Consider the following 26,734-nt stretch of genomic DNA (forward strand, 5'->3'; position numbering starts at 1 on the left):
CTGCGAAGCTGTATCAGAACGTCAGGCCACCGACCGCCATCGCACCTGGTTCCAGCACCACATCCACCGGCGCTCGGCCGTCGACCGTGACGCGATACGTCCCCGGTAACAGTCCGACAAACGAGAAGTGACCCTCGAACGGTTTCACCGTCCGCGCTGTCGCGTGCCCGCATTGATCGACGCCGTCGATCACCACCGCCTCCGAGATGCCCGATGTCACCAGACCTGAGATTCGTCCATCTGCCGAGACAGCAGCCCACTGGCTTCTCTGACCACCAACAGAAATCCCGTACGGATCACACACTCCCGGGGTGGTCGCCACCCGCACCGTGACATCGCCCGACCGCACGCGAACCGCCCCCCGATCTGCGGTGACCAGTGCAGCGATCGGTAGACCGTCGGCGTCTTCCCGCTTTCCCGCAGTCATCGTCGCCGTTCGGGTGAAGTACCGGTCCGCTTCCAGATTGCCTATCAGGCAATGTAATCCGACCTCGTCGACACCCGAGCCGTCTCCGCAGAAATCAGGCACGGACGGCAGAACGAAACCTCGAGGCACCGGAAGTTGCACGACCACGTCGGAGAGCGGGTTGCCCCGGACACCGATGTCGATGACATACGTCACCAGATCACCCTCTCGGACAATGCCGTTGGACGGTCCCGAATCGAGCCCTGGACCGTCAGCGGGATCGAAGGGCGGTGCACCGTCAATCGCCGTCAGCTCGACGGTGAAGGGAGGCACGAACTCTCCCTCGGCCGCCAATCGAACATCCGACTGCATCGGCAGCAAGCCGAGCGCAGCAGCGCCGACCACCAGAGCTCCGGTCACGACAACTATGCCGATACCTCGCACTCCTCGGCGCCACGCTCTCGGCCGGAGTCCGACGACAACGGCCTTCGACCGCACCTCTGACAGACGAGTTCTCACGACGCTCCTTCGATGTCTGACTCTCGGGCCTCCGACAGGCGCTCGCGGCCACATTTGGCGAATCCCGAGCTACGTTCAATAGAAGTCGCTCGAGGGACTCGAAAGCCAATGGTGACGGCGTGATTGTGTGGGTGAACTTCTCTCAGCCGGGGTGAATTCCCGGGTGAATTGCCCGGGATGGCACGCTCTGGATTCGCACCAGCTACGCTCCTCCCTGTAGATAGATGGATCGAGACAATCCGCCCAAACTCTTCAATCATTGCGGGGCGCGAAAGCAGAAAGGGTCCGCGTTGATGTTCGGGATGGACGGCCACGACTGGGCAGCTATTCCCGAAAGGCGCACCCTCGCGACGTCGATTCCCCGGCAAGCGCTCTTCGACAAACTTGACCGACGTGCCGCGCTGACCATCGTCCGTGCACCGAACGGCCACGGGAAATCGTCGTTGATCGCATCGTGGCTGCGCGCCCATTTGGCATCCGAACGCATACTCGTCTGGGTCTCGGCCCCACGGCCCTCGTCGACACTCGAAGATTTCTGGGCCGTTGTCCTCGATCGAATCCACGCTGCCGGAATCGCACTGCCCGACGTCGACGATCTCGCCGATCCTTTCACCGCTGTCGCCAAATCCCTGAACGCCCTCAGCCGCCCCGTGCTGCTCGTGCTGATCAGGCCGGATCTGATATCGGAACCAGAGTTGGACGATCAGTTGATCGAACTCCTCGCCCTCTGCCACAACCTGGACCTCGTGGTCACGCTCTCGGGCTTCGGCATGTTCTCCGAGCCGTACCTGCTCGACACCGACCACGAGGTGATAAGCGCGAGTGAGCTGTTGTTCACGAGAGCCGATACCGCCCATTTGCTCGCACAAGCTGACGTACACACGACTGACGGTGATGCAGAACAAATCACATCCCTGACAGGTGGGCTGCCAGCGCTGGTTCGTGTCGCCGTTCCCGCCGTCCAGACATCGGGTAGCCGCAACCGCGAGCAGATGATCAGGAAGAACATCGCGCAGGCGATCGACGACTACGTGAACAAATCCGTTCTCATGACCGCTGATCATGTGAAACAACTCGAGTTCCTGCTCGCGACGGCCTTTGCGCGATCGATCACCGTCGACATCGCCGCCATGCTGTTCGAGTCCCAACACCCTGAGGATGGCGAGACCGTTCATCAGATTCGCGTGCGCCTGGCGATACTGGAGACAGCCGGGTTGTTGTCACGGGTCGAGACCGAAGCCGAAGAAACCTGGGAGCTGCCTCCCGCCATTCGTCGATCGATACTCGCGCACCAAAAGCGCGCTGGAGTCGATCCGGCGCAACGTCTTTCGTTCCTCGCACACAACCGACTCGACCACGGTCATCACGCGTCGGCGCTGGACTACGCGGTCGAGGCACAGAACTGGACCCTGGCAGTAGACATCGTCGAGCAACACTGGGTGACGATGATCGTCCACAATCTGGACTCGGTTCGCTCTGCTCTCCAACGGATTCCGGCGGAAGCTGCGGACAAACACTCTGCCGTGGAGGCGGGGCGCGCACTGTTCACGATGCATCCGAGCGAGCGCTCGACGGTAGTCGACTTGCTACCCGAATCGCCGGCAGAACTGTGGGCTCTCGGCGCTGAAGCCGGCGCGAAGGACGCCTTGAGCATTGCCTGCGTTCAATCGATCATGCTCAGGATGGCAGGCGAGTACGGGCTCGCAGCAGAAACCACCAGGCGCCTGTCTCATCTCAGTCGCAGTGCGCTGGAGAACAACCCGGAAGCGGTCAGCGCACAGCTCCCTCTCATGCGACTTCAATGGGCGATCAATTTTCAATTGAGCGGCAGGTTCACAGAATCCACGATCAAGGCTCGAATGGCGTACCACGGCGCCCTGTCTCATGGAGTCGACTTCATCGCTCGTAACTCTGCGGGAAGTGCCGCCCTGAATTGGGCGCTGGCTGGTGAGCCGCGGCAGGCCACACACTGGTCCGAACTCGAACAGAAGCATCCGGACCCCGGCGGTTGGCTCGAACCTGTGGTCAAGATCGCCGGCCTGACAGCACGGGCGCTCACTGCTCTCGACACACTCGACTTCGACGACGCACGTCTCGCATTGACCGAACTCGGTCTTCCGTCCGACACCGAGGAACTGTGGGCATTCGTCGTCTATGCGCATTGCCAATTCGCCTTGACCTCCGGCGGCCACACTGCGGCACTACTGTTGCTCCACAATGCGATCGAAGCACATTCCAAGCAGTACACGGCTACATCCTTCGCGCTTCCTCTGTTGCAATCCGCAGAGATCGATCTCTTGCTCGCTCTCGGACAGGGGAACAATGCCGTAGCACTGGCCAAGGAGATCATCGATCCTGCCGCCAATCCGTGGACGCTCACGTCGGTGGCACGTTTGCGTCAGCGGATCGGCCAGAACGAGGCCGCGGTGGCGCTGTGTCACCAGTTCGACTGGTCTGGCGTATCCTATCCGCGGGCACAGATGGAATCGCTTCTGGTGCAAGCGGTTGCACACTCCGAGCTGGGTGAGCCACGCCTCGCCTCTCAGGAGTGGTCCAGAGCGTGCAGCATCGCGGATCAGACCGGACTTCTACGTTCGTTCGCGACCATCGCATCGGCGGACGTCGAGAAACTCGAATCGATGGCCGAAACGAAATCGCGTGCACTCGCCGAATTCTCGAAAAGGTCGCCTGCGGAATCATTTCCGGAATTCGTACATATCGTGGAGTTGACCGAACGCGAGCAGAAAGTCCTCTCACTCCTGGCGCTCGGCATGGGGTCGGCTGCGATGGCCGACAAACTGTACGTGTCCGTCAACACCGTCAAGACTCAACTGCGCACTCTCTACAAGAAGCTCGACGTACACAATCGAAACGAAGCGATCACGAGGGCACGCCAACTGCGCTTGCTGTAGTCCGGGGTCGGATCTGATTTCGGACTACATTCTGTAGGCATGAGCACCGATTCCTGCGTCTTCTGCAAGATCGTCGCGCTGACCGAGCCGGCGATTCTCGTTCACGAGAGCGAGACAACTCTCGCATTCCTCGATGCACGGCCGGTGAGTCGCGGACACACCCTGGTGGTCCCCAAGCGTCATGCAGAGAACCTCGATGCTCTCGAAAGTCACGAAGGCGCAGAGATGTTCCGCGTCGGCACGCTCATCGCCGGAGCTCTACGCCGCTGCGACATCGCCGCTGACGGAGTCAACTTTCTCGTCAACGACGGGCGTGCCGCGGGCCAAACCGTGTTCCACTCGCACCTGCACGTCGTCCCCCGCCATCGCGGCGACAAGGCGAAGTTCGCTGCTGGACTCCTCGCCAGGCGAGCCGTCGAGCTGGAGCAGGTGGGCGCGTCGATCCGAAGTCAGCTCACGGTCTGAAGGAATTCCGTCACCACTTCGCGATAGCGCTGCGGTTGATCGTCGTGGACCAGGTGGCCTGCATCGGCAATACATACGTACCGAGTTCCCGGCCTCTCGGCCATCTCGCGCATCTGTCCCTCAGGGGTGATGGTGAACTCTCCCTCGATCAGCAAGGTCGGCACCTCGATCGCCTTCCACTGATCCCAGAAATGCCTCGTGCCCCACTCCTCCGAGATGTCGCGGAAGGTCGACACGTCGCCGTGCAGGTACCACCCGTCGTCGCGGCGGTCGAAAGAGTCGAGAAAGTACTGGCCGGCGACGGGGCCGAAGAATTCCTTCATCGCCTCCTCGGAAGCAAACGGCTGCGGCCACGCCGAGATCATCTGCGCCCAGTCCGCAGCGGTGCGTCCACGAAAGTCCGGGGCCATGTCTTCGAGGACCAGCGCACAAACCTTTTCGGGATGCGCGGCGGCGAAGCACCACGCATGCAGAGCCCCCATCGAATGACCGATCACGATCATCGGCTCCTCGATGGACGCAACGGCCGATGTCAGGTCCTCGACGAATGCCTCGGTAGTCAGTGCCGCTGGCGCCGGCCTGCCGTGACCGGCAGCGTCAAAGGTGTAGACGTGGCCGAACTCGCGGATCCACGGCACCTGGCGTCGCCACGTTCGGGAGCTGCCCATGAGGCCGTGCAACAACAGAATCGGTTGTCCCGTTCCACCTTCGTCATGCAACACGAGTGTCACGGTACGCGGTGAAGGTGCGCGGGTAATGTCGCTTGCATGGCAGTCGTGAAGATCAATGCAATCGAGGTCCCCGAGGGCGCCGGCCCCGAACTGGAGAAGCGCTTCGCAGCACGCGCTCACGCAGTCGAGAACTCCCCGGGCTTTCTCGGATTCCAACTCCTCCGCCCCACCGCCGGTGAGAGCCGCTACTTCGTGGTGACTCAGTGGGAGTCCGAGCAGGCGTTCGCCGATTGGCGTGACGGCCCCGCCCGTGAAGCCCATTCCGGCGAGCGCGCGAAGCCCGTCGCTTCGGGTGCGTCGTTGCTCGAATTCGAAGTTGTCCTGGACGTCGCCGCAAAGAGCTGATCTCGAGCGATTGTGCCTGCCTTGGCGGGCACAATCGACGGTCATCTCGGCTTCACGCGTTGACACGGTGCGGGCTGTAGTGCAAAAGTTCGCATGTAAACGCGATGGTCCGACAGGAATCCGGTGAAAGCCCGGAGCGGTCGCGCCACTGTAATTCGAGGTGAAGTGCCTTTTTCGGCACGACTATTTCGACAGCCAGACACTTCGGCCATCGCATGGACCTAGGGGACGCGAAAATCCCAGGAGGCTTCGATGGCTCTCGCCTATTCTCCCGATACGTCGATCGATTCGACTCGTCTTGCTTTCCTCGCCGCTGCAGTAGTTCTGTTCGCGATGCTGGCTCTCTACCTGGTCGGATTCGACCAGGGCGCTATCTCTCGCACCGGCATGTACATGCATGAATTGATGCACGACGGTCGACACTTGATGGGCCTGCCGTGCCACTAGTCGACAATTTCACGAAGCTTCTCATTCGTGGTTTGTTGGCTGGTCTGATCGCAGGCATCCTTGCCGGCGGAGTTGCATTCGTGCTGGGTGAACCGCACGTCAACGCTGCCATTGCGATCGAAGAAGCCAACAGCGCCACCGGTGAGGTTTCCGGCGAAGCCGCTGGGCATTCGCACGGTGACGAAGAAGAACCACTGGTGAGCCGCGACGGGCAGCGCGCCGGGCTGTTCCTGGCCACAGCGCTTGCCGGACTGGCACTCGGGGCGATCTTCTCGGTCGTCGCCAATTACGCTCGACGACTCACCGGAATGTCCGGGCCGTTGTTGGCGATCACCATCGCCGTCGGTGGTTGGCTGGCTATCGAGGCCGTGCCCTTTTTCAAGTACCCGGCCAATCCGCCGGCCGTCGGAGATCCCGACACCATCAACCAGCGCACACTGCTGTGGCTGGCCGCCGTGATTCTCGGGCTGCTGTCCGTCACCGCGGCAGCAGCGGCGGCAAAGGCAGTTTCCGGGCACGAGTTCCTCAGCGTGCGCATCGCTGCTCCGGTGGCTGCGTTCCTGGTGATCGTCGCGATCGGTTACGTCTCGCTTCCCGGCATCAACGAGGTGGGCGAGGACTTCCCGGCAACTCTGCTGTGGGAGTTCCGACTTTCCTCGCTCGCTACGCAGGCGACGCTCTGGCTCGTACTCGGGTTGGCATTCGCCTTCCTTACCGAGCGCGCGACCAAGAACACCGAAGTAGCAAAGAAGTACGCCCTTCGCTGAACCTGCTGTGCGCCTTTATTAACCTCCCGCGGTTAATAAAGGCGCACAGCAGTTCTTTTTCAGCTCAGATGATGCACTTCCTGCAGTCCGTACACCGGCGTCGGGATGCCCTCGTAGCGCGCCTTCAACTGCAACGCCAAGTACAGCGAGTAGTGGCGCGACTGATGCAGATTGCCTCCGTGGAACCACAGCGCTTCCTGCTGCGTCGGCTTCCACATGTTGCGCTGCTCGCCTTCCCACGGTCCCGGATCCTTGGTGGTGTTCGACCCCAGGCCCCACACCTTGCCGACCTTGTCGGCGGTGTCCTGACCGATCAGATCCGCCACCCAGCCGTTCATCGAGCCGTAACCGGTCGCGTAGACCACCACGTCGGCAGGCAATTCCGTACCGTCTTCGAGAATCACGCTGTTCTCGGTCAGCTCACGAACATTGCCGTGCGCGAGCTTGATGTCTCCATTGGCAACCAGTTCGGCAGCGCCGACATCGATGTAGTAGCCCGAGCCACGGCGTAGGTACTTCATGAACAGGCCCGAACCGTCGTCGCCCCAGTCGTGCTCGAAGCCCGCCTTCTCGAGGCGATCGTAGAAATCCTTGTCGCGCTCACGGATTGCGTCGTACACCGGGATCTGGAACTCGTGCATGATCCGGTACGGCAGCGAACCGAACGTGAGGTCCGCCTTGTGTGTCGTCATGCCGGCGGCCAGTGCTCGCTCCGAGTACAGATCGCCCAAGCCCAAATCCATCAGCGAATCCGACTTCACGATGTGCGTCGAGCTGCGCTGCACCATCGTGACGTCGATACCGTTCTCCCACAGTGCGCCGCAGATGTCGTGCGAGGAGTTGTTGGCCCCGATCACGACGACCTTCTTGCCCACGTACTGATCCGGGCCGGGGTGCTTGCTCGAGTGGTGCTGATCGCCGAGGAACTTGTCCTGCCCGGGGAACGTCGGAACGTTGGCCTTGCCGGACATACCCGTCGCCATCACCAACTGCTTGGGACGCAACGTCAACTTCTCGCCGTTGCGGTTGACCTCGACGGTCCATTCCTGGGTCTTCTCGTCGAACGACGCCGAGGTGCAGGTCGTGGAACTCCAGTACGGAACCTCCATGACCTTGGTGTACATCTCGAGCCAGTCGCCGATCTTGTCCTTGGGCGCGAACACCGGCCAGTTGTCGGGGAACGGCATGTAGGGCAGGTGGTCGTACCAAACCGGATCGTGCAGGCACAGGGACTTGTAGCGTCCGCGCCACTGATCGCCGGGTCGCTCGTGGCTGTCGATCACGATGGCCGGTACTCCGAGCTGACGCATCCGGGCGCCGAGCGCGATGCCGCCCTGGCCGCCGCCGACGATCACGACGTAAGGCTGTGTGGTGTAACCGAGTTCGCGGTCTTCGATCTCCTTCTGCTCGGCCCACGTGATGCGGTTCGGGTCTGCCCCATGCTTGGCGCCGCGCGGACGACGAGTGCCCTTGCCTTCTTCGTGTCCCTTCAACTCCTGCAGCGACGTCAGCAGGGTCCAACCTTCATCTCCCTTCAAACGAAGGTGTCCGTGCGCGCGACCGGTTGCAGTCTCGAACTCGATCCAGGCTGACGTGACGCCGTCGGCTTCGTCGGGTGTCTCGGTGGTCCGGAATCCCGAAGGATCGGTGTCGTCGAGTCGCGCGGAGAGCATGTCGGCGATCTGCTCGCGACCCTCGACGGTCTTGATGTTCCAGGTGAACGACACCAGGTCTCGCCAGAAGCTGTCGAGTGCAAATTTGCCCGCCACACGCTCGATGTCACGAGCCGCGAGGGCCGACTCGAAATCCGCCAGCCAGGCGTCGACGCGCTCCTGAGGTGTCACCGCCGTCAACTTCACCTCGGGGGTGACTGCGGAATCGATGGTTTGCGTCATCACTTCTCCTTGTTTGTGAATGTGACACACAGCACATCCCATAAGTGGCCCCGGTCACAAGCGTTGCAGTCTGTTGCAATCAGTGGACGCGGTGCCGGCGTCCGATACCGGTTACCCGCACCGAGGTGCGGGCAACCGACTCACCCCTCAGCAGGCTTGAATCTGCCGAGTCCCAGCGACTGAAATCCCACGACGTAGAACAGCGTCCACAACACGGCCCAATCCACGAAACCCAGTGCATTGCCGTGCAATCCGTCGACAACTGCCGGCTCGTGAAGAATGTACTCTGCCGCAAAGCGGTAATAGAACAAGAATGTGACCACCGCGAGCGCAAACGTGAGCAGCGCGCGGATCGCCAGGTTGACCCCGTCCGCAAAGCCCGTGGGTTTGTTACCGAAGGCGTTGGCCCAGAAGATCATCCAGAATGCCCAGCACACACCGAGCTGCGCCGGGAACTGATGGATCACACCGCCCAACTCGGCAACGGCATCGCTTCCCAAAAGTGCCTTCACCACTGGAAGCGCCACGAAGTACAAGCCGGTTCCCACGGCGAAGTTACCGATCGTGGCTGCGAGCGCCGTCTTTCCCCCACCGCCGAACAGTCGCCACGGCCAGTTGTCGAGCGTCTGGCCAGTCAGGATCACGACCACCACGACGCAGTAGAACCACCCGAGCACGGTGTCGACGGTCATCAACGGATCCGTGGCGGACAGTGACACGGACGGCAGACCGAACACGAAGTACAGCGCCAGCGTCGGGACGGCGACAAACGCGATCTCACACAAACCCACCAACGGCTGCTTCATCCCCAGGGAAGTCCACGGCCAATGCTGCCAGTTCAGGACCACCATCACCCAGGTCCCGAAGCCGAAGAGTACGAACAGCGCACCCGCGAAATATCCGAGGCCGCCCTCACGATCGGCCGCGAAATCCGGGTACAAACTCCCCAAGCCGTTTGCCAGGAGCCACGTCACCACGACGGCGAAGACCGCGGTCGCGACCATGATCGCCAGGCCTTTCGCCGGCTGCGGGAGTCGGTCGAAGCCGGCGAACTCGCAATTGAAGCCGATGAACACAACAAAAAGGATTGCCCAGAAAAGCGCCGCGTTGAACGGCAGAGGATAGAAACTCCAGGGACTGGTCGTCGGATCGGCCAGAAGGTACCAACTCGCCACGGCCAGCACGAGAACGATCACGAGGTTCGCAATCCCGAACCCGATCCAGCGGCGTGACGGTTGTCGGCTCGGCGTGGCCGGCTCCGTGGGTGTGTCGACTGTAGCGGTCATGTGCCCTCTCCCAGATTGTCTCGCAAGATGATTCGCGAAGTGGTGGCGCAACTATGGAGCCGTCGCACGGGATACCGGGAGGGTTGCCGAGGGTTGCAACCGCTGCCCCATTCTGCGGAATTGCAACACGGTGCAACCCTTCCGCATTGTGGTCGCCGTCACATACAAATCACTCACCGGTTCCCAGGCAACCGGTTCACTGCTTACGAGGAGAAACTGCATGAGCATCACGGGCAAGGTAGTACTGGTCACCGGCGCCGGCCAAGGCATCGGACGCGGAATCGCTCTCCGCCTCGCCCACGACGGCGCCGACATCGCGTTGGTCGACCTCGACCAGACCAAGCTGGATGCGGTTGCCGACGAGATCAGACGGATCGGCCGTCGTGCAACGACGTTTGTCGCCGATGTCAGCGATCGCGCGCAGGTTCACGCCGCAGTCGAACACGCGCACAGTGAGTTGAGCGGATTCGACGTCATCGTCAACAACGCGGGAATCGCTCTCGTCGGCCCGATCTCCGACGCGACGCCGGAAGAGATCTCCAAGATCTGGAGCGTCAACGTCGACGGCGTCCTGTGGGGAATTCAAGCTGCAGCAGCAAAGTTCCAAGCTCTGGGTCAGCGCGGAAAGATCATCAACGCGTCATCCATCGCCGGCCACGACGGGTTCGCCATGTTAGGTGTTTACAGCGCAACAAAATTCGCGGTCAGGGCCCTCACTCAGGCTGCAGCCAAGGAATACGCGTCCGACGGAATCACCGTCAACGCGTACTGCCCCGGCGTCGTGGGCACCGACATGTGGGTGACGATCGACAAGAGGTTCGCCGAATTGACCGGTGCACCAGAGGGCGCCACGTACGAGAAGTTCGTCGGCGGAATTGCGCTGGGTCGAGCTGAAACCCCCGACGATGTCGCCGGTTTCGTCTCGTACCTTGCCGGGCCCGATTCCGACTACATGACCGGTCAGGCCGGTCTCATCGACGGCGGCCTCGTCTACCGCTGACCGCGGTGTCTTCACTGAAAGCGGTGTCTTCGCTGAAAACGGTATCTTCGCTGAAAAAGCGGTTGCCCGAGCCTGCGATGCCGCCCGGCGAGGATCCTCGCGACTACGCGAGGACCCTCGCCGCGGTGTACGACGCGACGATGGCCGGAGACCGCGCACCGGCCCGCCCCAGGGACGTGGTCCGCCAATCGTGGCAACGCCTGCGCGAGTTAGGTATCGACCCCGAACACAACCGGGTCGAACCGTCCATGGACGTCGCCGAACTCGATCTCCGTCGTCGTGAGTCCGGACTGTACGACGTGCTCGACGACGTGACGCGTGGACTCGAATCGGTTACCGCGAGCGGTGAGAACATCATGGTCGTCGCAGATCTTCGCGGAACTGTTCTGTGGCGCAGCGGGTCCCATCGTGTACTGGACCAAGCTGCGCGTCTGGGATTTGTCGAGGGTGCGAACTGGGCCGAGGACAGCGTCGGCACCAACGCCATCGGAACGGCATTGGTGTCACGACAGGCGGTTCAGATCTTCTCGGCGGAACACTATGCGCGCAGCCATCATCCGTGGACCTGCGCGGGGGCACCCATCCGCGATCCGCGGGACGACCGTGTCATCGGCGTCGTCGACATCAGTGGTCCCGCCAAGACCGTCCACCCCACCACACTCGCTCTGGTCGACGCCGTCGCACGCCTCGCGCAATCACACCTACGCGACAAGCATCGGGACAATCTCGATCAATTGCGTTCTGTTGCAGGGCCGATGCTTGCACGTAGCGGATCACCGGCATTGGTGATCGATACTCATGGCTGGGTAGCGGCGGTCGATGCGCTACCTCATCGCTCGCGCGTGCTGCTCCCCGCGGCTTTGGCTCCCGGCAGGACGTGGTTCCCCGCTTTGGGTCTGTGCGAACTGGATCCACTTCCCGGCGGGTGGGTGGTCCGGCCGATCGCCACCGGCGAGAAAATCAGTGCGCCCACGGTGCATATCGATCTGCGCGATTCCGAGAACATGTCGGTGACCGTCACGTCGGGGTTGGGCGAATGGGCCTACTCCCCGACCCAGCGGCATGCGGAGATTCTGTTTCTCCTCGGATCCGAGAGGCGTGGACTGACCGCATCGCGGTTGGCGCAGGATCTTTTCGGTGACCCGGCCCGCACGGTGACCGCGCGGGCCGAGATGTCGCGTCTGCGCAAGAACCTTGCCGGAGTTGTTGCAGCGCAGCCGTACCGGTTCGTCGATGCAGCGCACGTCACGCTTTCCTGCCCCGACGACGGTGCACATCTGTTGCCGTTCTCGAACGCCCCGGCAGTTCGTGCCGCTCGCCTTACTCAGGCCGGTTCGGAGGCCTGAGTAAGCAACTGCAGAAACACCTCTTCGGGTTGAGCGCCGGATACTGCGACCGCACGGTTGGCGACGAAGAACGGAACGCCGCTGACCTGCAGTTGGCGGGCCATGGACAGATCTTCGCGAACAGCCTCGGCTGCGGCATCGGAGCCCAGTTGCTCGCGCACGACGTCGGCGTCGAGGCCGACGCTCACGGCCAGCTCGACCAGCACCTCACGGTCGTCGATCACCTTGCCGTCGCTGAAGTGCGCTTTGAACAGCGCTTCGAGGAGTTCGTTCTGCCGCTCACCCGCGAGATGCAGCAACCTGTGCGCATCAAAGGTGTTGGCGGCGATCACGGTGTCGAAGTCCAAGGTCAAGCCGACCTCGGCTGCCGTCGCGCTGACGTGGGCGAACATCTGACGTACCTGTTCAGGCGCCATCCCCTTCATCTCGACCAAGGCGTCGAGTTCGGTTCGTCCCTCTCCCACCGGGGTCTCCGGAGCGAGCTGGTACGAGCGCCAGATGACGTTGACGCGGTCCTTGTTCTCGAAACGATCCAGAGCCGAAAGGAACCTGGTCTTTCCGATGTAGCACCACGGACAAGCGACGTCAGACCACACTTCGATGGTCACGTCTTGGTCAATCACGATTTGATCAGTCACCGACGGTGCAACAACGAACAGGGCCGGGATTAGTCCCGGCTCGCGTCACGAGGTCACAGAATCACGTGACCAGACCACACCGGAACGCGATCAACGACGCACTCACCCGGTTGGGCACACCGAGCTTGGCGAACAACGAGGAGATATGCGTCTTGACGGTGGTCTCACCGAGGTACAGTCGCTCCGCGATGACGCTGTTGGCCGCGCCTGTCGCCAGGATTGTCAGCACTTCGCGCTCACGCTCGGTGAGCGAAGCGAGGGGAGTCAGGTCGGGTGCTTGCCGACGCGGCGCCGAGGCCACGATGGCACGTAGAGAATCGGAGCTGAACAACGAGTGGTCCGACGCCACCACCCGTACTGCCTGCTGGAACGCCTGTGGGGCCGCGTCCTTGCTCAGAAAGCTGTGCGCGCCCGCCTCGACCGCCTGCACGACCATGTCGTCGACGTCGAAGGCGGTCATCGCAATGACCTTCGGCGGATTGCTCATGGTCATCAACTCTCGGGTGGCCTCCAAGCCACCGACCCGTGCCATCTTCAGATCCATCAGCACCACGTGCGGACGAAACCGAGTGACTTTGGCTGCGACCTGATCGCCGTCCTCGGCCTCGGCAACCACCACGATGTCCGGCGCTGCTTCCAGGATGTCCTTCATTCCGCGCCGAACCCAGGCGTCGTTGTCGACGATCAAAACTGTGATGCGCGAGTCAGCGTCCATAGTGCGCTCAGATTACCCAGAGCCCCCGACAGTCGGAGGGTGGGAGGGTTACGACGACCAGGGCACCCAGCAACTGACGAGGAAATCGTCCCCCAGCGCGCCTGCCTCCACCTTGCCGCCGATTTCTCTTGCCTGTTCGGCCAACCCGCGTAAGCCGGACCGCGAACCGATCGACGTCATGGGTGCAAGCTCGCTCAGCTTGTTGCGTGCGAGGATACGAATTCCGTCGTGCGGCGACCCGGTCACCGAAATGACGAGCATCTGGTCGCTCGCGTACTTCTGGACGTTGGTCAACGATTCCTGAACGACGCGATAACAGACGTGCCCCGCCAACATTCCGACATCACCCGGGAGCAACTCCGATTCGAGACGGCAGTGAATGCCCGCGGCGCGTGCACCGTTGACCAGATCGCCGATCGCGTCGATCCCCTGGTGCCCGCCGTGTTCGCGGCGATCACCGCTTCCCCTGAGCACTCCGACGATTCCCTTCAATTCGTCCAAAGCCTCGTGCGCGGTGGTTCTGATCATCGCAGCGGTGTTGACCACCTTCTCGGGATTGTCTGCCGCGCTGACCTGTAACCCACCGGCGAACAACGAAATCCGGCTCAGACTGGCCGCGATCGTGTCGTGCATGTCGCGCGCGATCCGCGTTCGTTCCTCGGTGCGAATCATCTCGTCGCGCATCACGTCTGTTTTCTCGGTGGCAAGATCCCGTACGTGCTCTGCCTCGACGAGTTCGGTTCTGGTCCGAATCAGGAGCGAGAGCGCCACGACGATGCCGACCATGACGGCTGCGACGAGCCACGGGATCCAGATGGCGACGTCGTATTGAACAACCGCCGAACCATCCTTGGGTTTCATCGTTCCCATCGTGAGAACGGAGTACTCACGATTGCGAAAAGCGTCGTAGGTCAACGAAATTCCGCACGCGACGAAGACAGCTGCCGCAGCGGCAGCAAGCCGAGGCCCACGCGCGATCCGAGCAACGGCGAACAATGCGATGAGCGCCGCCGTCGCATCGGTGGGGAAGAACAACGGGCCGACCAGCGTGATCGCCAGAACCACCCAGGGATACTGATGGCGCCACACAAGCGATATCCCACCGGCCACGCCCAGGACGAACCCGATACCGACCAATACCGGTGGCATATTTCCCGACGCGCCTGCGATGCCCACCGTCATGAAGGAACAGAAAAGGCTGAACGCGACAGCGGCGGTAGTCCATACGCGTCGTCGCACAACGGTTCCTTTGGTGGTGATCACCGAGCAAGCGTATCCACCGCCACCGACGCCTCGAATCAGCCGAACGGGTGGACGAACCGCCAGGCTCCGACCGAAAGGATGAGGCGGACCGATCTTTCGACCGAAGCGGTGAGCAGTCCTCACATCGTTGACTTGTGCCATACCAACTCTCGAAAGGCGCACATCATGCGATCACTCCGCACTCCCCTCGCCCTCCTCGCCGTCGGCGCAGCCCTGTTCGCAACCATCGCCTCGGGCGAGACCGACGAAGCGAAGAAGGTCGACGACAACGGTTCTTCCGCCGCACCTGCGGCCGCCTTCGGAATCGGTGACGTCGTCGAACTGGGCGACTGGCGCGTCCAGGTACACGGCGTCGTCGATCCCTACGTCTCGACCAATCAGTTCATCACCGCTGATCCCGGAAACCGCTACGTCGTGGTCGACACCGAGGTCACCAACAACAGTGACAAGCCGTCGACGGTCTCGTCGATGATGTGCTTCGAACTGCAGGACTCGGCAAACAAGTCGTACAACATCACGTTCACCGACAGCAGCACGTCGAGTGTCGACGGAGAGCTTGCGCCGGGCGCTGCCAAGCGAGGCGAATTGGCGTACGAGGTCCCCGAAGCCGCCACCGGTCTGCGCCTTCAGTTCAAGTGCGATCTGTTCTCGTCCGGCTCGGCAACCATCAACCTGTCGTGAATCGTCCGGGCGATCTGCTGCTGAATCCGTGGGCACTGGTCTCGGTGGCCGTCATCTTGATCAACGACCACGTACTCAAAGGGGCATTCGGGGACACGATGACGGGCAAGCTGTCCGACGTCGCCGGTGTGTTCCTGCTTCCCCTGCTTCTGCTCTCGGTTCTCGAGGTGCTCAGGCGAAGTCTGGTGGGGCGAGCAGCGATCGCCTGGTCCATCGCGGTCACGGGGATCGGCTTCGCCGCCGTGAAGGTGATACCGCCGATCGGCGACGCATACGAGTGGGTGATCGGGTTTCTCCGCCTGACCGCAGGAGGATTCCGCGGAGATCTCTTGCCGATCCTGGTCTATCGCGATCCCTCGGACCTGTGGGTGCTCCCGATCCTGTTCGCGAGCTACCTGGTCGTCACACACAACCGCACTCGGGCGCCGGAGGGGGCGCCCGAGCGCGAGATGATCAGTCCAGGGCCGCATCCAACGTGATGTCGACGCCGGTCAGTGCCTTGCTGACCGGGCATGTTTCCTTGGCCGCCTGGGCAACCTTGGCAAAACCGTCGGCGTCGAGGCCGTCGACCTCGGCGCGAACGGTGAGCTTGATTCCGGTGAGCTTGAATCCGACCGTGTCGGGGCCGAGTGACACGTCCGCGGTGATGTCGAGGCTCTGCGGGGTCCCGCCGGCCTCGGCGATCAGGGCCGACAATTGCATCGCATAGCAGGACGAATGCGCCGCGGCGATGAGTTCCTCGGGGCTGGTGGTTCCGCCGGCCTCCTCAGCTGCGCGCTTGGGGAACGACACGTCGAAGGTGGCGACGCCCGAGCTGGTGAGTTCCACCTGTCCCGATCCGGCCTCGAGGGTGCCGTTCCAGGCGGTGCGTGCGGTACGAGTTGGCATTGCTGTCCCTACTTCCGTCTTCACATGATTCGGTGAACGCCTTGCGATCACGAACCTACCCGCGATACGTGAAGTCACACCTACTGTTTCGGACGGGACTACCCGAGGAGCGTCGCGGACAGCAGTTTCTCGACGCGGGCCTGCGCGGAGTTCTCCGAGGAAAAGTGCACGATTCGGCCGATGTCGAAGACCAGTCCGAGCGCCGCGTGGACGAGAAACCGCGCTTGGACGATCGACAACTCCGGACGCGCCTCGACACACAAGTGCGCCCACTCCTCGACGTTCAAACGCTGAATGTTGCGCAACTCGGTCCGTGATCGATCCGGCAAGCTGCCGATCTCGGCAAAGTACACGGCCAACAGTTCGCTGGTTCCGAACGAAACCTCGACGTACATCTTCGCCAACGTCTCGACGGCCGCGAGAGGAGTCTCCGACTCAGCCAACGCCGAGCCCAACGTCATAGTCAGACGATCGGACGCCCGGTGGAAGGCCGCAGCAAGAAGGTCGGCCTTGCTCGCGAAGTGCCGATACACACTCGACGCGTTGATACCCGCCGCGGCACCGATCTCCTCGATGCTCACGTCGTGGTAGCCGCGCTGATAGAACAGCAACACTGCTTCCTGAAGCAGCACTTCACGTTTCGACGTCCGTACGAGGCCTGTTTTGCGTTCGGACGCCCCTGCCCTCGCGCCGTCCTCCTCGGCAGCGGGCAATTCGACGCCGATGACGGACCAGCATGCCGCAAGAATCAGCGCTTCGATCTGCTTGGCGGACAACGCAGATCGATGACCGGTGATACTGGCGATCACACTGAGCACGGCGGGCGCGATGAGTTCTACATCCGCCGGGTCGAGTTCCGGACGAACCGCTGCCAGCGGCTCGGCGATCCGAAGATTGAGCGTGCGCATTCCCACCCGCAATTGCTCACGATCCTCGTCGACCAGGTACCTGCCCTCCCATCGGTAGAGCCCTCCCCGACGCCGATTCTCGATCGTCGCGCGGATGACACCCACCATCGTGGAGTTCAACTGCTCGCGTGGATTTTCGTTTCCGTGCACAGCTGGATCGCTGGCATCCAACAACGCCTGCGTCAGGTTGTTCACGGTGTAGACGAACAGCGCGTATTTCGTGGGGAAATGACGATAGAGGGCCGGACCGGAAATTCCGACCTTCGCTGCGATCTCGTCGATACCCACCGCATGGTAGCCACGTTCGCTGAATGCTTCCGCAGCAGCGGCCGCGATTTGTGCCTTCCGATTCTTCGGACGCGTCCGTGGTGCAGGGTCGCCGCCACGCACGGAGACGCGTGTCTGTCCGGGCACCTGCCCCTCCACTTCCGTTGCTTTCTCTTGCACTGCCTTCGTCCGCTGCACCGCACTTCCACGGGCGCGAGTCCGAACGGATCATGTTAACCGTCGCGAAGGTCGCAATTCGCGCCCGGTACTGCTTCACCCGAAACCCTACAACGCAGTTGTAGCGGCGGACGGATTCCGGAAAAAGAGTCTTGACACCCGCTCTCTCAGCGGTGTTATGTTAGTGACGATTCGCATAACCTCGCACGTAGTCCGCTGGCGGGCTCGTTCCCTGCGGCGTGAGGTCTTCTTCGCCTGCAAGAGGGTTCGATGCCGAATGACCGACCGTAAGAAAGTAGTTGTGAGCAAATGATTCGCACTCGCTTCACCGAAATGTTCGGCGTTGACCATCCCATCGTGCAAGGGGGCATGATGTGGGTGGGACGGGCAGAACTTGTTGCGGCCACGGCAAATTCCGGCGCCCTCGGGTTCTTGACGGGCCTCACTCAACCCACACCGGAAGACCTCGTCAAGGAAATTGCTCGAACCCGCGATCTCACCGACAAGCCTTTCGGCGTCAATCTCACTATTCTGCCGTCGATCACGCCGCCGCCGTACGCCGAATACCGCCAGGCGATCATCGAATCCGGGATCAAGATCGTCGAAACCGCCGGTTCCAATCCGATCGATCATCTTCCGCATTTCAAGGACGCGGGCGTGAAGGTTATCCACAAGTGCACTGCAGTTCGACATGCGGTCAAAGCCGAGAGACTGGGCGTCGACGCCGTCAGCATCGACGGCTTCGAATGCGCCGGGCACCCAGGCGAGGACGACATACCAGGGCTCATTCTGATTCCGGCGGCCACGCAGCAACTCACGATTCCGGTGATCGCTTCAGGCGGAATCGCAGATTCACGTGGACTCGTCGCGGCGCTTGCGCTCGGAGCAGACGGCGTCAACATGGGAACTCGCTTCATGTGTACCGTGGAATCCCCTGTCGCACAATCGGTTAAAGAGCAGATTGTCGCAAACACCGAACGCGACACCAAGCTCATCTTCCGGACCCTTCACAACACCGCGCGCGTAGCCGCGAATGCGATCAGTGCCGAGGTCGTCGACATCGAAGCACGTGGCGACGCGCAGTTCAGCGACATTCAGCATCTGGTAGCCGGAGCCCGCGGACGCAAGGTCTTCGAGGACGGCGACCTCGATGCAGGCATCTGGTCCGCCGGACAGAGCCAAGGATTGATCAACGACATCCCGACCGTCGCCGACATGATCGACCGCATGGTCTCGGAGGCCGAACACCTCATCACCTCACGGCTTTCCGGATTCGTCACCGCTGTGAGCGCGGCATGACCGCCACCGCCGAGACGGGCTTTCGCTCCGAAATCACCGACGGTGTACTGCGATTGACCTTCGACCGCCCGAAGCGGATGAACGCGATCGATCTGCCCACGATGACTGCTTTCGCAGCTGCCGTCCACGACGGCGGCGCAGACCCGGCCGTTCGCACCATCGTCATCACCGGATCCGGTCGAGCGTTCTGCACCGGAGCCGACCTCGCCGCAGCGGCCGTCAACCCCGCAGACCCGAAAGTCGTCATGGATGCGGCGACTTCACTGATTCGCGCCATCACCAGCGCCCCGGTCCCGGTGATCGCCGCGGTCAACGGCCCGGCCGCCGGCGTCGGCGTGTCCATCGCTCTAGCCGCGGACCTGACGTACGCCGCATCGAGCGCCTATTTCCTCCTCTCCTTCGTCAACATCGGCTTGATGCCCGACGGCGGCGCCAGTGCGTTGGTACCGGCAGCGATCGGACGCGCCCGAGCGGCCGAGATGGCATTGCTGGGCGAGCGAGTTTCCGCCGAGGACGCAGAGCGGTTCGGGCTCGTGTCCCGCACCGTCGCCGACGACGCGTTCGACGCACTCGTCGACTCCGTCGTCGATCGCACGTCGAAGGCTCCCCGACGCGCCCTCGAACTCACCAAGCGCGCACTCAATGCGGCGACACTGGACCGCCTCGATGCTGCGCTGGAGCTCGAAAATACCGGTCAGGCAGAACTTCTCACTGGCGAGGACTTCAAAGAAGGCGCGATGGCGATGCTGCAGAAACGCGCGCCCCACTTCAAGTAATCACTGCGAATTTTCGTTAACAAAACCACTGTACGAATCGACGGCTCACTGTAGCCTGAGTCACACAATCACCCACGCATGAGAGGAACCCATCGATGGCCTCCACCGATGCAGTCTCCGAGGCGCAGCGTTCACGCCGCACCAACTGGAACAATCAGATCGCCAGGCATGCGCAGATGATTCCCGATCGCACCGCACTGCGATTCCTGGGCGATTCCATCACCTGGAGCACCCTCGACGCACGCGTCGAGAAGCTGGCGGACGCTCTTGCCCGACGCGGCGTCAGCTTCGGCGACCGCGTGCTCATCCTGATGCTCAACCGCCCCGAATACCTCGAGGTCGTGCTCGCGACCAACGCACTGGGCGCCATCGCTGTTCCGGTGAACTTCCGTCTGACACCACCCGAGGTCGCTTATCTGGTAAACGACTCCGGCTCCAAAGTCATTGTCGCCGAAGGACCGTTGGCTCCGTTGGCCGGAGCTGCGCGAGCCGCGTCCGAGGGTATCGACATCTCCATCACCGTAGGCGCCCCCGCCGAGGGTGACAGCCTGAATTACGAGGACTTGATCAGCGAAGAGGGCGAGTCGCACGCGTTCGTCGACATCCCGGACGACACTCCTGCACTCATCATGTACACCTCGGGAACCACCGGTCGCCCCAAGGGCTCGGTGCTCTCCCACTCCAACCTGTCTTCGCAAGCATTGACCTGTATCAGGGCCTTCCACCTGTTCAATGCCGATTCCATCGGCTTCTGTGCGTCGCCCATGTTCCACATCGCAGCCCTCGGTTCCATAGCGCCGAGCCTGCAACTCGGCACGACCACGGTGATCCATCCGGTCGGCGCATTCGACCCGGGTCAACTACTCGACATTCTGGAAGCCGAGAAGGTCACCAGCTTGTTCCTCGTGCCCGTGCAATGGCAGGCCGTGTGCGCAGTACAGAAGGCGCAACCTCGAGCACTGTCGCTGAAGAACATCTCGTGGGGCGCCGCACCGTCGTCCGATACGATCCTGCGGGCAATGGCCGAAACCTTCCCGGACGCATTCAATGTCGCGGTCTTCGGTCAGACCGAGATGTCGCCCATCACTTGCGTTCTCGACGGCGAGGATGCGATTCGTAAGCTCGGATCCGTCGGTCGGGTCATCCCGACCATCTCGGCCAGGGTCGTCGACGAGAACATGGACGACGTGGCACCCGGTGAAATCGGTGAAATCGTCTACCGCGGGCCCACGATGATGAGCGAATACTGGAACAACCCCACCGCCACCGCTGACGCCTTCCACGGTGGATGGTTCCACTCCGGCGATCTCGTTCGAGTCGACGACGAAGGCTTCGTCTACGTCGTGGATCGCAAGAAGGACATGATCATCTCCGGCGGAGAGAACATCTACTGCGCGGAGGTGGAAAACGTTCTCTACGAACACGAATTGATCGTCGAAGCGGCCGTCGTCGGTCGCCCCGACACCAAGTGGGGCGAGGTGCCGGTAGCGATCGTCGCGATGGCGCCAGGTTCAGCCGTGGACCTGACCATCGAGGAGCTGAGCAGCTTCCTCAACGATCGTCTCGCGCGCTACAAGCACCCGAAGGACATCGTCGTCGTGGAAGCACTGCCGCGCAATGCAAGCGGCAAGGTCGTCAAGGGTGAACTGCGAGAGAAGGTTCGAGCGGTCGACGCAGTTTCCTGACTTCACACGCAAACGGGCGGCACCTCCAGCGAGGTGCCGCCCGTTTGTGTGTGCCCGTCAAGCACTCGGCGAATGCAACTTCCGATGCAGTTCTCGCACCAGCGGAACCAACTCCGGCACCGGGCCTTCGACCGGGACGTTCGGCGCAACCTCGTTGACGGACAGAGACTTCACCGGCGCCGGGGACACACCCCACTCCGCGAGCCAGTCGCCGAGTTGAGCCGAAGAGCAGATGTAGACGATACGTCCGAGGCCCACCCACGCGTGCGCGGCCGAACACATCGCGCAGTGCTCTCCCGAGGTGAATACCGTTGCCGTCGAACGCTCTTCCGGCGTCAGGTACTGAGCCGCCCACCGAGCCAGCTCGAACTCGGGGTGGCGAGTGTTGTCGCCGCCCGCGATCCGGTTTCGGTCCTCCGCCAGAAATGTTCCGTCGGCCGCTGCCAGGACGGAACCGAAAGGTTCGTCGCCGGCATCCAATGCTTCCGTTGCCAATTCGACGCAACGGCGCAGGTGACCCAGTTCGATGTCGTTCATGTGTACGCCCTCTCCCGTGATACACGAAACGGGCGGCACCGGTGAGGTGCCGCCCGTTCGTTACCTACTCTGCTGTACTACTCTGCTGCGCTTTCGCTTTCGCCGGCCTTGGTCAGCTCGATCGGCGGTGCGTCCGGCACGTCGATCGGCTTCTTGGTGGGCGTGAACGTGAACTTCGCGTCCTCACCCGAGCCTTCGCCGTCCCAGTTCTCGACGTCGACGAGCACGATGTGGCCGGGTCCGATCTCTCCGAAGAGGATCTTCTCGGACATCTGGTCCTCGATCTCGCGCTGGATGGTGCGACGCAGCGGTCGTGCACCCAGTACCGGATCGAATCCGCGCTTGGCCAGAAGCGACTTGGCCTTGTCGGTGACCTCCATGGCCATGTCCTTGTTCTTGAGTGCCGCCTCGACGCGAGCGAGCATCAGGTCGACCATCTGAACGATCTGCTCGTTCGTGAGCTGATGGAAGACGACGATGTCGTCGATACGGTTCAAGAACTCGGGACGGAAGTGCTTCTTCAGCTCATCGTGAACCTTGAGCTTCATGCGCTCGTAGTTCGACTCCGTGCCCGTTCCCGAGCTGAAGCCCAGGCCGACTGCCTTGGAGATGTCCGACGTACCGAGGTTGGACGTGAAGATCAGCACCGTGTTCTTGAAGTCGACGGTACGTCCCTGACCGTCGGTGAGACGGCCGTCCTCGAGCACCTGCAGGAGGGTGTTGTAGATCTCCTGGTGTGCCTTCTCGATCTCGTCGAACAGCACGACGCTGAACGGCTTGCGGCGCACCTTCTCGGTGAGCTGGCCACCCTCTTCGTACCCGACGTACCCGGGAGGGGCACCGAACAGACGCGAAGCGGTGAAGCGGTCGTGGAACTCGCCCATGTCGATCTGGATCAGAGCGTCGTCGTCGCCGAACAGGAAGTTGGCGAGCGACTTCGCGAGCTCCGTCTTACCGACACCGGACGGGCCGGCGAAGATGAACGAGCCCGAGGGACGCTTGGGATCCTTCAGACCTGCACGCGTACGACGGATCGCCTTCGAGACGGACTTGACCGCCTCTTCCTGGCCGATGATCCGCTTGTGCAGTTCCTCTTCCATGCGGAGCAGACGAGTGGTCTCCTCCTCGGTGAGCTTGAAGACGGGGATACCGGTCCAGTTGCCCAGAACCTCGGCGATCTGCTCGTCGTCGACCTCGGCAATGACGTCCAGGTCGCCCGCACGCCACTGCTTCTCACGCTCAGCGCGCTGAGCAACGAGGGTCTTCTCCTTGTCACGCAGGTTCGCAGCCTTCTCGAAGTCCTGCGCGTCGATCGCGGACTCCTTCTCGCGACGCGCGTCGGCGATGCGATCGTCGAATTCGCGCAGGTCCGGCGGTGCAGTCATCCGACGGATGCGCATTCGCGCGCCCGCCTCGTCGATGAGGTCGATCGCCTTGTCCGGCAAGAAGCGGTCGTTGATGTAGCGGTCGGCCAGCGTCGCCGCTGCCACGAGAGCACCGTCCGTGATGGAGACACGGTGGTGAGCCTCGTAGCGGTCACGAAGACCCTTGAGGATCTCGATGGTGTGCTCGACGGTCGGCTCGCCCACCTGAACGGGCTGGAAACGACGCTCGAGAGCAGCATCCTTCTCGATGTACTTGCGGTACTCGTCGAGCGTGGTGGCACCGATGGTCTGCAGCTCACCGCGAGCAAGCTTGGGCTTGAGGATGGAGGCCGCGTCGATAGCGCCCTCGGCCGCGCCCGCACCCACGAGGGTGTGCAGCTCGTCGATGAACAGGATGATGTCGCCGCGGGTGTTGATCTCCTTGAGAACCTTCTTCAGGCGCTCTTCGAAGTCACCGCGGTAACGGCTGCCGGCCACGAGCGACCCGAGGTCGAGCGTGTACAGCTGCTTGTCCTTGAGGGTCTCGGGGACCTCACCGTTGACGATTGCCTGAGCCAGGCCCTCGACCACAGCGGTCTTACCGACACCGGGTTCACCGATGAGAACCGGGTTGTTCTTGGTACGACGCGAGAGAACCTGCATGACACGCTCGATTTCCTTCGAGCGGCCGATGACCGGGTCCAGCTTGCCTTCGAGGGCAGCTTGCGTCAGGTTGCGACCGAACTGGTCGAGCACGAGCGAGGTGGACGGCGTGCCGGCCTCTCCGCGGGTGCCACCGGTTTCGGTGGGCTCTTTGCCCTGGTAGCCCGACAGCAGCTGGATGACCTGCTGGCGGACGCGGTTGAGATCGGCACCGAGCTTGACCAGAACCTGGGCTGCTACGCCCTCACCCTCACGGATGAGACCGAGCAGGATGTGCTCCGTACCGATGTAGTTGTGTCCGAGCTGCAGCGCTTCGCGCAGACTCAGCTCGAGGACTTTCTTGGCGCGCGGTGTGAAGGGGATGTGACCGGACGGAGCCTGCTGGCCCTGGCCGATGATCTCCTCGACCTGGCTGCGGACTCCCTCGAGGGAGATACCCAACGACTCCAACGACTTGGCTGCGACACCTTCGCCCTCGTGAATGAGGCCGAGAAGGATGTGCTCCGTGCCGATGTAGTTGTGGTTGAGCATCCTGGCTTCTTCTTGAGCCAGGACAACAACGCGCCGCGCGCGATCGGTGAACCTCTCGAACATCGCTCTCCCTCACACTCTCCGGCGGGCAGGTTCGAGACCGGATGTCTCGTCCCTGGTCGCCGCGTTTCGCTCCGGCACTACAGACTGATCGCCTCGCCGGTCAGCGGACTGACGTCCACGAATCGACAAAGGTTGCACGACCCCACTTATTACTCTAGAGGGCGCGAAGTCCACCTGCTGCTCCTCCACCCGATTGGCGGCGGAAGCCGGACTGCTTACCGTTCACAACGTCGCAGCTGAGGGAATCGTTTCCCGGTTCCTGTACGCCTGAAGCGAACAGCGATTTTCGACGCCTGATCAGCCGAATATCGGGAGTACCCGAGCGCACGGCACCTCACGCGGATTCGACGGATCCAGCGCGTTGAGCGTCAGAGTCGCCGTTCGCTGCGACGCCACCAGCGCGATGTGATCCGACAGGTCCTGCTCGCAACCGTCCTGAACAACTATGTTCGACGCGTTCGACGCGGCCAGTATTCCACTGCTGTACGGAACGACCACTTGATCGAACCGAGTCACGATGTTGGTGTACTCGACGTCATCGGAGTAGACGCCCGCGTCGCGCAGTTCGGTGACGAAGGTGGCGTTGTCGAAATCCGGTCCCCCGACGCCTTCCGGCGGCCCGACCTCCGAGCCGTCCCACAACGGAGCCGTCCCACAACGGAGCGATGGAGACGATCTTGGAAACCTTCGCGTCGCCGCCGAGAAACTTGACGTAGTACGCACTGACCGTCGTCCCCTGAGAGTGTCCGATCAGGTCGACCTTCGAGGCACCCGTCGCAGAGAGAACGTCGTCGACGAAGTCCGACAGTTGCCCTGCGCTGTCTCCGAGTGGTGCGAGACCACCGGCTACGGAAATCGGCCACGGCTGGTCCGTTCGATTCCCGAACGTGAGCGCGAAAACGCAGTACCCGTCGTTGGCCAGTACGGGTGCGAGTACGCCCCAATTGGTCTGACGGTTGGCCGCCGTCCCGTGCACCAGGACGACCGGATCAGGATGAGCAGCGGAAGGCGCGCACGAGAAGTCGTTGGTGCCAGGGGCCGATCCGCCCGGGTTGGTCGCTTCGAGGACGATTCCACTGAGGAAACCGGACGGAACGGGAAGAGGTTCGTTCGCCGACGCAAGAGACGGCGCGGACGCGGCCACGGCTCCCGCCACAGCGAGAGCGCCCACGCATGTTCGAATCCCCACCGAAGGCCTCCGCATAGTGATCAACCCACGACGGGCAATACCGAGTTGCACGGTACCGGCCGCTGATGCGCGGGGTCGAGTGCATTGAGAGCAAAAGTCGCGGCGCGCAGCGATGCCGCGATTGCCAGGTGATCGGAGATGTCTTGCTCACAACCGTCCTGGACGACGATGTTGGTGGCGTTCGGCCCAGGCTCCAGCCCATTTGTATACGGCAGCACCAGTTCGTCGTAGCGGGTCGTGATGTTCGTATAGTGAACACCCGGCGCGTAAACGCCTCCCGCACGGAGATTTTCGATGAACTCCGAGCCTGCCCCCATGTCCAGACATGCCTTGCAGATCGGGAATCCGGCCTGCGCTGCCTCGGATACCCCGAGTTCGCGAAGGCTGCGGCCGACACTTGCCTGCTCGTTTCCGAGCGTTCCCTTCCACAGCGACGCCACCGAGACGATGTTGTCCACTTTGTCGGCACCACCGAGGAACTTCGCGTAGTACCCGTTGATGATGGTGCCCTGGGAATGTCCGATCAGATCTACCGATGTAGCACCCGTGGCATCAAGTACTTGATCGACAAAATTCGACAATTGCGCTGCGCTGGAAGGAATTTCCTGCATTCCACCGATGGCCGACAACGGCCACGGCTGCTCGGGGAAGTTGCCGTATGTCAGCGCGAAGACGCAGTAGCCCTCGTTGGCGAGCAACGGCGCATAGGTGGCCCAGTTGGTCTGCCTGTTTCCACCCGTTCCGTGAACGAGCACAACCGGATTGGGATGTTCGGCAGTCGGTTTACACGAAAAGTCATTGGATCCAGGAGCTGAACCGCCAGGATTTCCCAACTCCTGAGGAACACCGGCAAGGAAGGCATTGGGCACGGGCAACGGGGCCTGAGCCGAAGCCACGGAGGTGAACCCGACGAGCATCAGAGCGGCAAGAACCACGCCCCCGAACAACCTGTTTCTGTGCACGACCGACTC

General features: G+C 62.2%; 26 protein-coding genes and 1 riboswitch. Of the genes, 12 read left to right on the forward strand and 14 right to left on the reverse strand.

Annotated elements, in window-relative coordinates:
- Positions 1 to 13 precede the first annotated feature (13 nt).
- On the reverse strand, positions 14 to 925 hold the full coding sequence (locus ABH939_RS12415; RefSeq protein WP_404649659.1) for a hypothetical protein: 912 nt from the start codon (positions 923 to 925) through the stop codon (positions 14 to 16).
- Between the two features lie 224 nt (positions 926 to 1,149).
- On the opposite strand from ABH939_RS12415, the gene ABH939_RS12420 reads away from it, so the two are divergent.
- Both ABH939_RS12420 and ABH939_RS12425 read left to right on the forward strand, forming a co-directional pair.
- Complete coding sequence (locus ABH939_RS12420) at positions 1,150 to 3,837, forward strand: LuxR C-terminal-related transcriptional regulator (protein WP_404649660.1); 2,688 nt, start codon at positions 1,150 to 1,152, stop codon at positions 3,835 to 3,837.
- 39 nt (positions 3,838 to 3,876) lie between these two features.
- Positions 3,877 to 4,302 carry an HIT family protein gene (locus ABH939_RS12425; protein ID WP_003945905.1) on the forward strand — a complete coding sequence of 142 codons (426 nt, stop codon included), beginning with the start codon at positions 3,877 to 3,879 and terminating at the stop codon, positions 4,300 to 4,302.
- On the opposite strand, the gene ABH939_RS12430 is transcribed toward ABH939_RS12425, so the two are convergent.
- On the reverse strand, positions 4,287 to 5,024 hold the full coding sequence (locus ABH939_RS12430) for an alpha/beta fold hydrolase (protein WP_081558744.1): 738 nt from the start codon (positions 5,022 to 5,024) through the stop codon (positions 4,287 to 4,289). The genes ABH939_RS12425 and ABH939_RS12430 overlap by 16 nt on opposite strands.
- Positions 5,025 to 5,069: 45 nt before the next feature.
- On the opposite strand from ABH939_RS12430, the gene mhuD reads away from it, so the two are divergent.
- The 3 genes from mhuD (at position 5,070) to ABH939_RS12445 (ending at position 6,592) form a co-directional block, all read left to right on the forward strand.
- Positions 5,070 to 5,378: a mycobilin-forming heme oxygenase MhuD gene (gene mhuD, locus ABH939_RS12435; RefSeq protein ID WP_007726927.1), complete on the forward strand. Its 309-nt coding sequence runs from the start codon at positions 5,070 to 5,072 to the stop codon at positions 5,376 to 5,378.
- Positions 5,379 to 5,466: 88 nt separating this feature from the next.
- Positions 5,467 to 5,606: riboswitch (cobalamin riboswitch) on the forward strand.
- 24 nt (positions 5,607 to 5,630) lie between these two features.
- Positions 5,631 to 5,825 carry a CbtB domain-containing protein gene (locus tag ABH939_RS12440; protein ID WP_003945915.1) on the forward strand — a complete coding sequence of 65 codons (195 nt, stop codon included), beginning with the start codon at positions 5,631 to 5,633 and terminating at the stop codon, positions 5,823 to 5,825.
- On the forward strand, positions 5,816 to 6,592 hold the full coding sequence (locus tag ABH939_RS12445; protein ID WP_007726928.1) for a CbtA family protein: 777 nt from the start codon (positions 5,816 to 5,818) through the stop codon (positions 6,590 to 6,592). Before ABH939_RS12440 ends, ABH939_RS12445 begins: the two co-directional genes overlap by 10 nt.
- A 59-nt stretch (positions 6,593 to 6,651) precedes the next feature.
- On the opposite strand, the gene ABH939_RS12450 is transcribed toward ABH939_RS12445, so the two are convergent.
- Positions 6,652 to 8,487: an NAD(P)/FAD-dependent oxidoreductase gene (locus tag ABH939_RS12450; protein ID WP_007726929.1), complete on the reverse strand. Its 1,836-nt coding sequence runs from the start codon at positions 8,485 to 8,487 to the stop codon at positions 6,652 to 6,654.
- A gap of 140 nt (positions 8,488 to 8,627) precedes the next feature.
- A complete protein-coding gene (locus tag ABH939_RS12455; protein WP_404649661.1) occupies positions 8,628 to 9,773 on the reverse strand; it encodes a hypothetical protein in 1,146 nt (381 codons plus the stop codon).
- A gap of 220 nt (positions 9,774 to 9,993) precedes the next feature.
- On the opposite strand from ABH939_RS12455, the gene ABH939_RS12460 reads away from it, so the two are divergent.
- Both ABH939_RS12460 and ABH939_RS12465 read left to right on the forward strand, forming a co-directional pair.
- Entirely contained in the window at positions 9,994 to 10,773 is a 780-nt protein-coding gene (locus ABH939_RS12460) for an acetoin reductase (protein ID WP_404649662.1), read from the forward strand.
- A gap of 77 nt (positions 10,774 to 10,850) precedes the next feature.
- Positions 10,851 to 12,119 (forward strand): GAF domain-containing protein, encoded by a 1,269-nt coding sequence (locus ABH939_RS12465; RefSeq protein WP_020968367.1) that lies wholly within the window; start codon positions 10,851 to 10,853, stop codon positions 12,117 to 12,119.
- On the opposite strand, the gene ABH939_RS12470 is transcribed toward ABH939_RS12465, so the two are convergent.
- The 3 genes from ABH939_RS12470 to ABH939_RS12480 all read right to left on the reverse strand — a co-directional run bounded on the left by ABH939_RS12470 (position 12,098) and on the right by ABH939_RS12480 (position 14,876).
- On the reverse strand, positions 12,098 to 12,727 hold the full coding sequence (locus tag ABH939_RS12470; protein WP_228232432.1) for a DsbA family protein: 630 nt from the start codon (positions 12,725 to 12,727) through the stop codon (positions 12,098 to 12,100). The two genes, ABH939_RS12465 and ABH939_RS12470, sit on opposite strands and share 22 nt — an antisense overlap.
- A gap of 91 nt (positions 12,728 to 12,818) precedes the next feature.
- Positions 12,819 to 13,472, reverse strand: a complete 654-nt coding sequence (locus tag ABH939_RS12475) for a response regulator transcription factor (RefSeq protein WP_042451934.1) — start codon at positions 13,470 to 13,472, stop codon at positions 12,819 to 12,821.
- Positions 13,473 to 13,520: 48 nt separating this feature from the next.
- Positions 13,521 to 14,876 (reverse strand): sensor histidine kinase, encoded by a 1,356-nt coding sequence (locus ABH939_RS12480; protein WP_054781748.1) that lies wholly within the window; start codon positions 14,874 to 14,876, stop codon positions 13,521 to 13,523.
- A gap of 24 nt (positions 14,877 to 14,900) precedes the next feature.
- On the opposite strand from ABH939_RS12480, the gene ABH939_RS12485 reads away from it, so the two are divergent.
- A complete protein-coding gene (locus ABH939_RS12485; RefSeq protein WP_003945701.1) occupies positions 14,901 to 15,416 on the forward strand; it encodes a DUF4352 domain-containing protein in 516 nt (171 codons plus the stop codon).
- A complete protein-coding gene (locus ABH939_RS12490; protein ID WP_404649663.1) occupies positions 15,413 to 15,895 on the forward strand; it encodes a hypothetical protein in 483 nt (160 codons plus the stop codon). The genes ABH939_RS12485 and ABH939_RS12490 overlap by 4 nt, the downstream gene beginning before the upstream one ends.
- Here ABH939_RS12490 and ABH939_RS12495 read toward each other — a convergent pair.
- Together ABH939_RS12495 and ABH939_RS12500 are read right to left on the reverse strand one after the other, a co-directional pair.
- Entirely contained in the window at positions 15,870 to 16,304 is a 435-nt protein-coding gene (locus ABH939_RS12495) for an OsmC family protein (RefSeq protein WP_007726950.1), read from the reverse strand. The genes ABH939_RS12490 and ABH939_RS12495 overlap by 26 nt on opposite strands.
- A gap of 98 nt (positions 16,305 to 16,402) precedes the next feature.
- Positions 16,403 to 17,626 carry a TetR/AcrR family transcriptional regulator gene (locus ABH939_RS12500; RefSeq protein ID WP_042923747.1) on the reverse strand — a complete coding sequence of 408 codons (1,224 nt, stop codon included), beginning with the start codon at positions 17,624 to 17,626 and terminating at the stop codon, positions 16,403 to 16,405.
- Positions 17,627 to 17,965: 339 nt separating this feature from the next.
- Between ABH939_RS12500 and ABH939_RS12505 the strand changes: the two genes are divergently transcribed.
- From ABH939_RS12505 to fadD5, 3 genes are all read left to right on the forward strand, one after another.
- The gene (locus ABH939_RS12505) at positions 17,966 to 18,955 is read left to right on the forward strand and encodes a nitronate monooxygenase family protein (RefSeq protein ID WP_019746804.1); all 990 of its coding nucleotides are present in this window, start codon (positions 17,966 to 17,968) and stop codon (positions 18,953 to 18,955) included.
- Positions 18,952 to 19,731 (forward strand): enoyl-CoA hydratase, encoded by a 780-nt coding sequence (locus ABH939_RS12510; RefSeq protein ID WP_003945899.1) that lies wholly within the window; start codon positions 18,952 to 18,954, stop codon positions 19,729 to 19,731. Before ABH939_RS12505 ends, ABH939_RS12510 begins: the two co-directional genes overlap by 4 nt.
- A gap of 95 nt (positions 19,732 to 19,826) precedes the next feature.
- Positions 19,827 to 21,416, forward strand: a complete 1,590-nt coding sequence (gene fadD5, locus ABH939_RS12515; protein WP_042451945.1) for a fatty-acid--CoA ligase FadD5 — start codon at positions 19,827 to 19,829, stop codon at positions 21,414 to 21,416.
- A gap of 57 nt (positions 21,417 to 21,473) precedes the next feature.
- Here the strand turns inward: fadD5 and ABH939_RS12520 are convergent, their stop codons facing one another.
- The 5 genes from ABH939_RS12520 to ABH939_RS12540 form a co-directional block, all read right to left on the reverse strand.
- Entirely contained in the window at positions 21,474 to 21,953 is a 480-nt protein-coding gene (locus ABH939_RS12520) for a nucleoside deaminase (RefSeq protein WP_054825400.1), read from the reverse strand.
- A 77-nt stretch (positions 21,954 to 22,030) separates the two neighbouring features.
- Entirely contained in the window at positions 22,031 to 24,574 is a 2,544-nt protein-coding gene (locus tag ABH939_RS12525; protein WP_003945604.1) for an ATP-dependent Clp protease ATP-binding subunit, read from the reverse strand.
- A 297-nt stretch (positions 24,575 to 24,871) separates the two neighbouring features.
- Positions 24,872 to 25,090 (reverse strand): hypothetical protein, encoded by a 219-nt coding sequence (locus tag ABH939_RS12530; protein ID WP_404649664.1) that lies wholly within the window; start codon positions 25,088 to 25,090, stop codon positions 24,872 to 24,874.
- A gap of 19 nt (positions 25,091 to 25,109) precedes the next feature.
- Positions 25,110 to 25,745 carry an esterase/lipase family protein gene (locus tag ABH939_RS12535; protein WP_404649665.1) on the reverse strand — a complete coding sequence of 212 codons (636 nt, stop codon included), beginning with the start codon at positions 25,743 to 25,745 and terminating at the stop codon, positions 25,110 to 25,112.
- A 38-nt stretch (positions 25,746 to 25,783) separates the two neighbouring features.
- On the reverse strand, positions 25,784 to 26,725 hold the full coding sequence (locus ABH939_RS12540; protein ID WP_404649666.1) for an esterase/lipase family protein: 942 nt from the start codon (positions 26,723 to 26,725) through the stop codon (positions 25,784 to 25,786).
- Positions 26,726 to 26,734: the final 9 nt, after the last annotated feature.

The organism is Rhodococcus sp. 27YEA6 (assembly GCF_044908235.1).
Taxonomy (GTDB): domain Bacteria; phylum Actinomycetota; class Actinomycetes; order Mycobacteriales; family Mycobacteriaceae; genus Rhodococcus_F; species Rhodococcus_F qingshengii.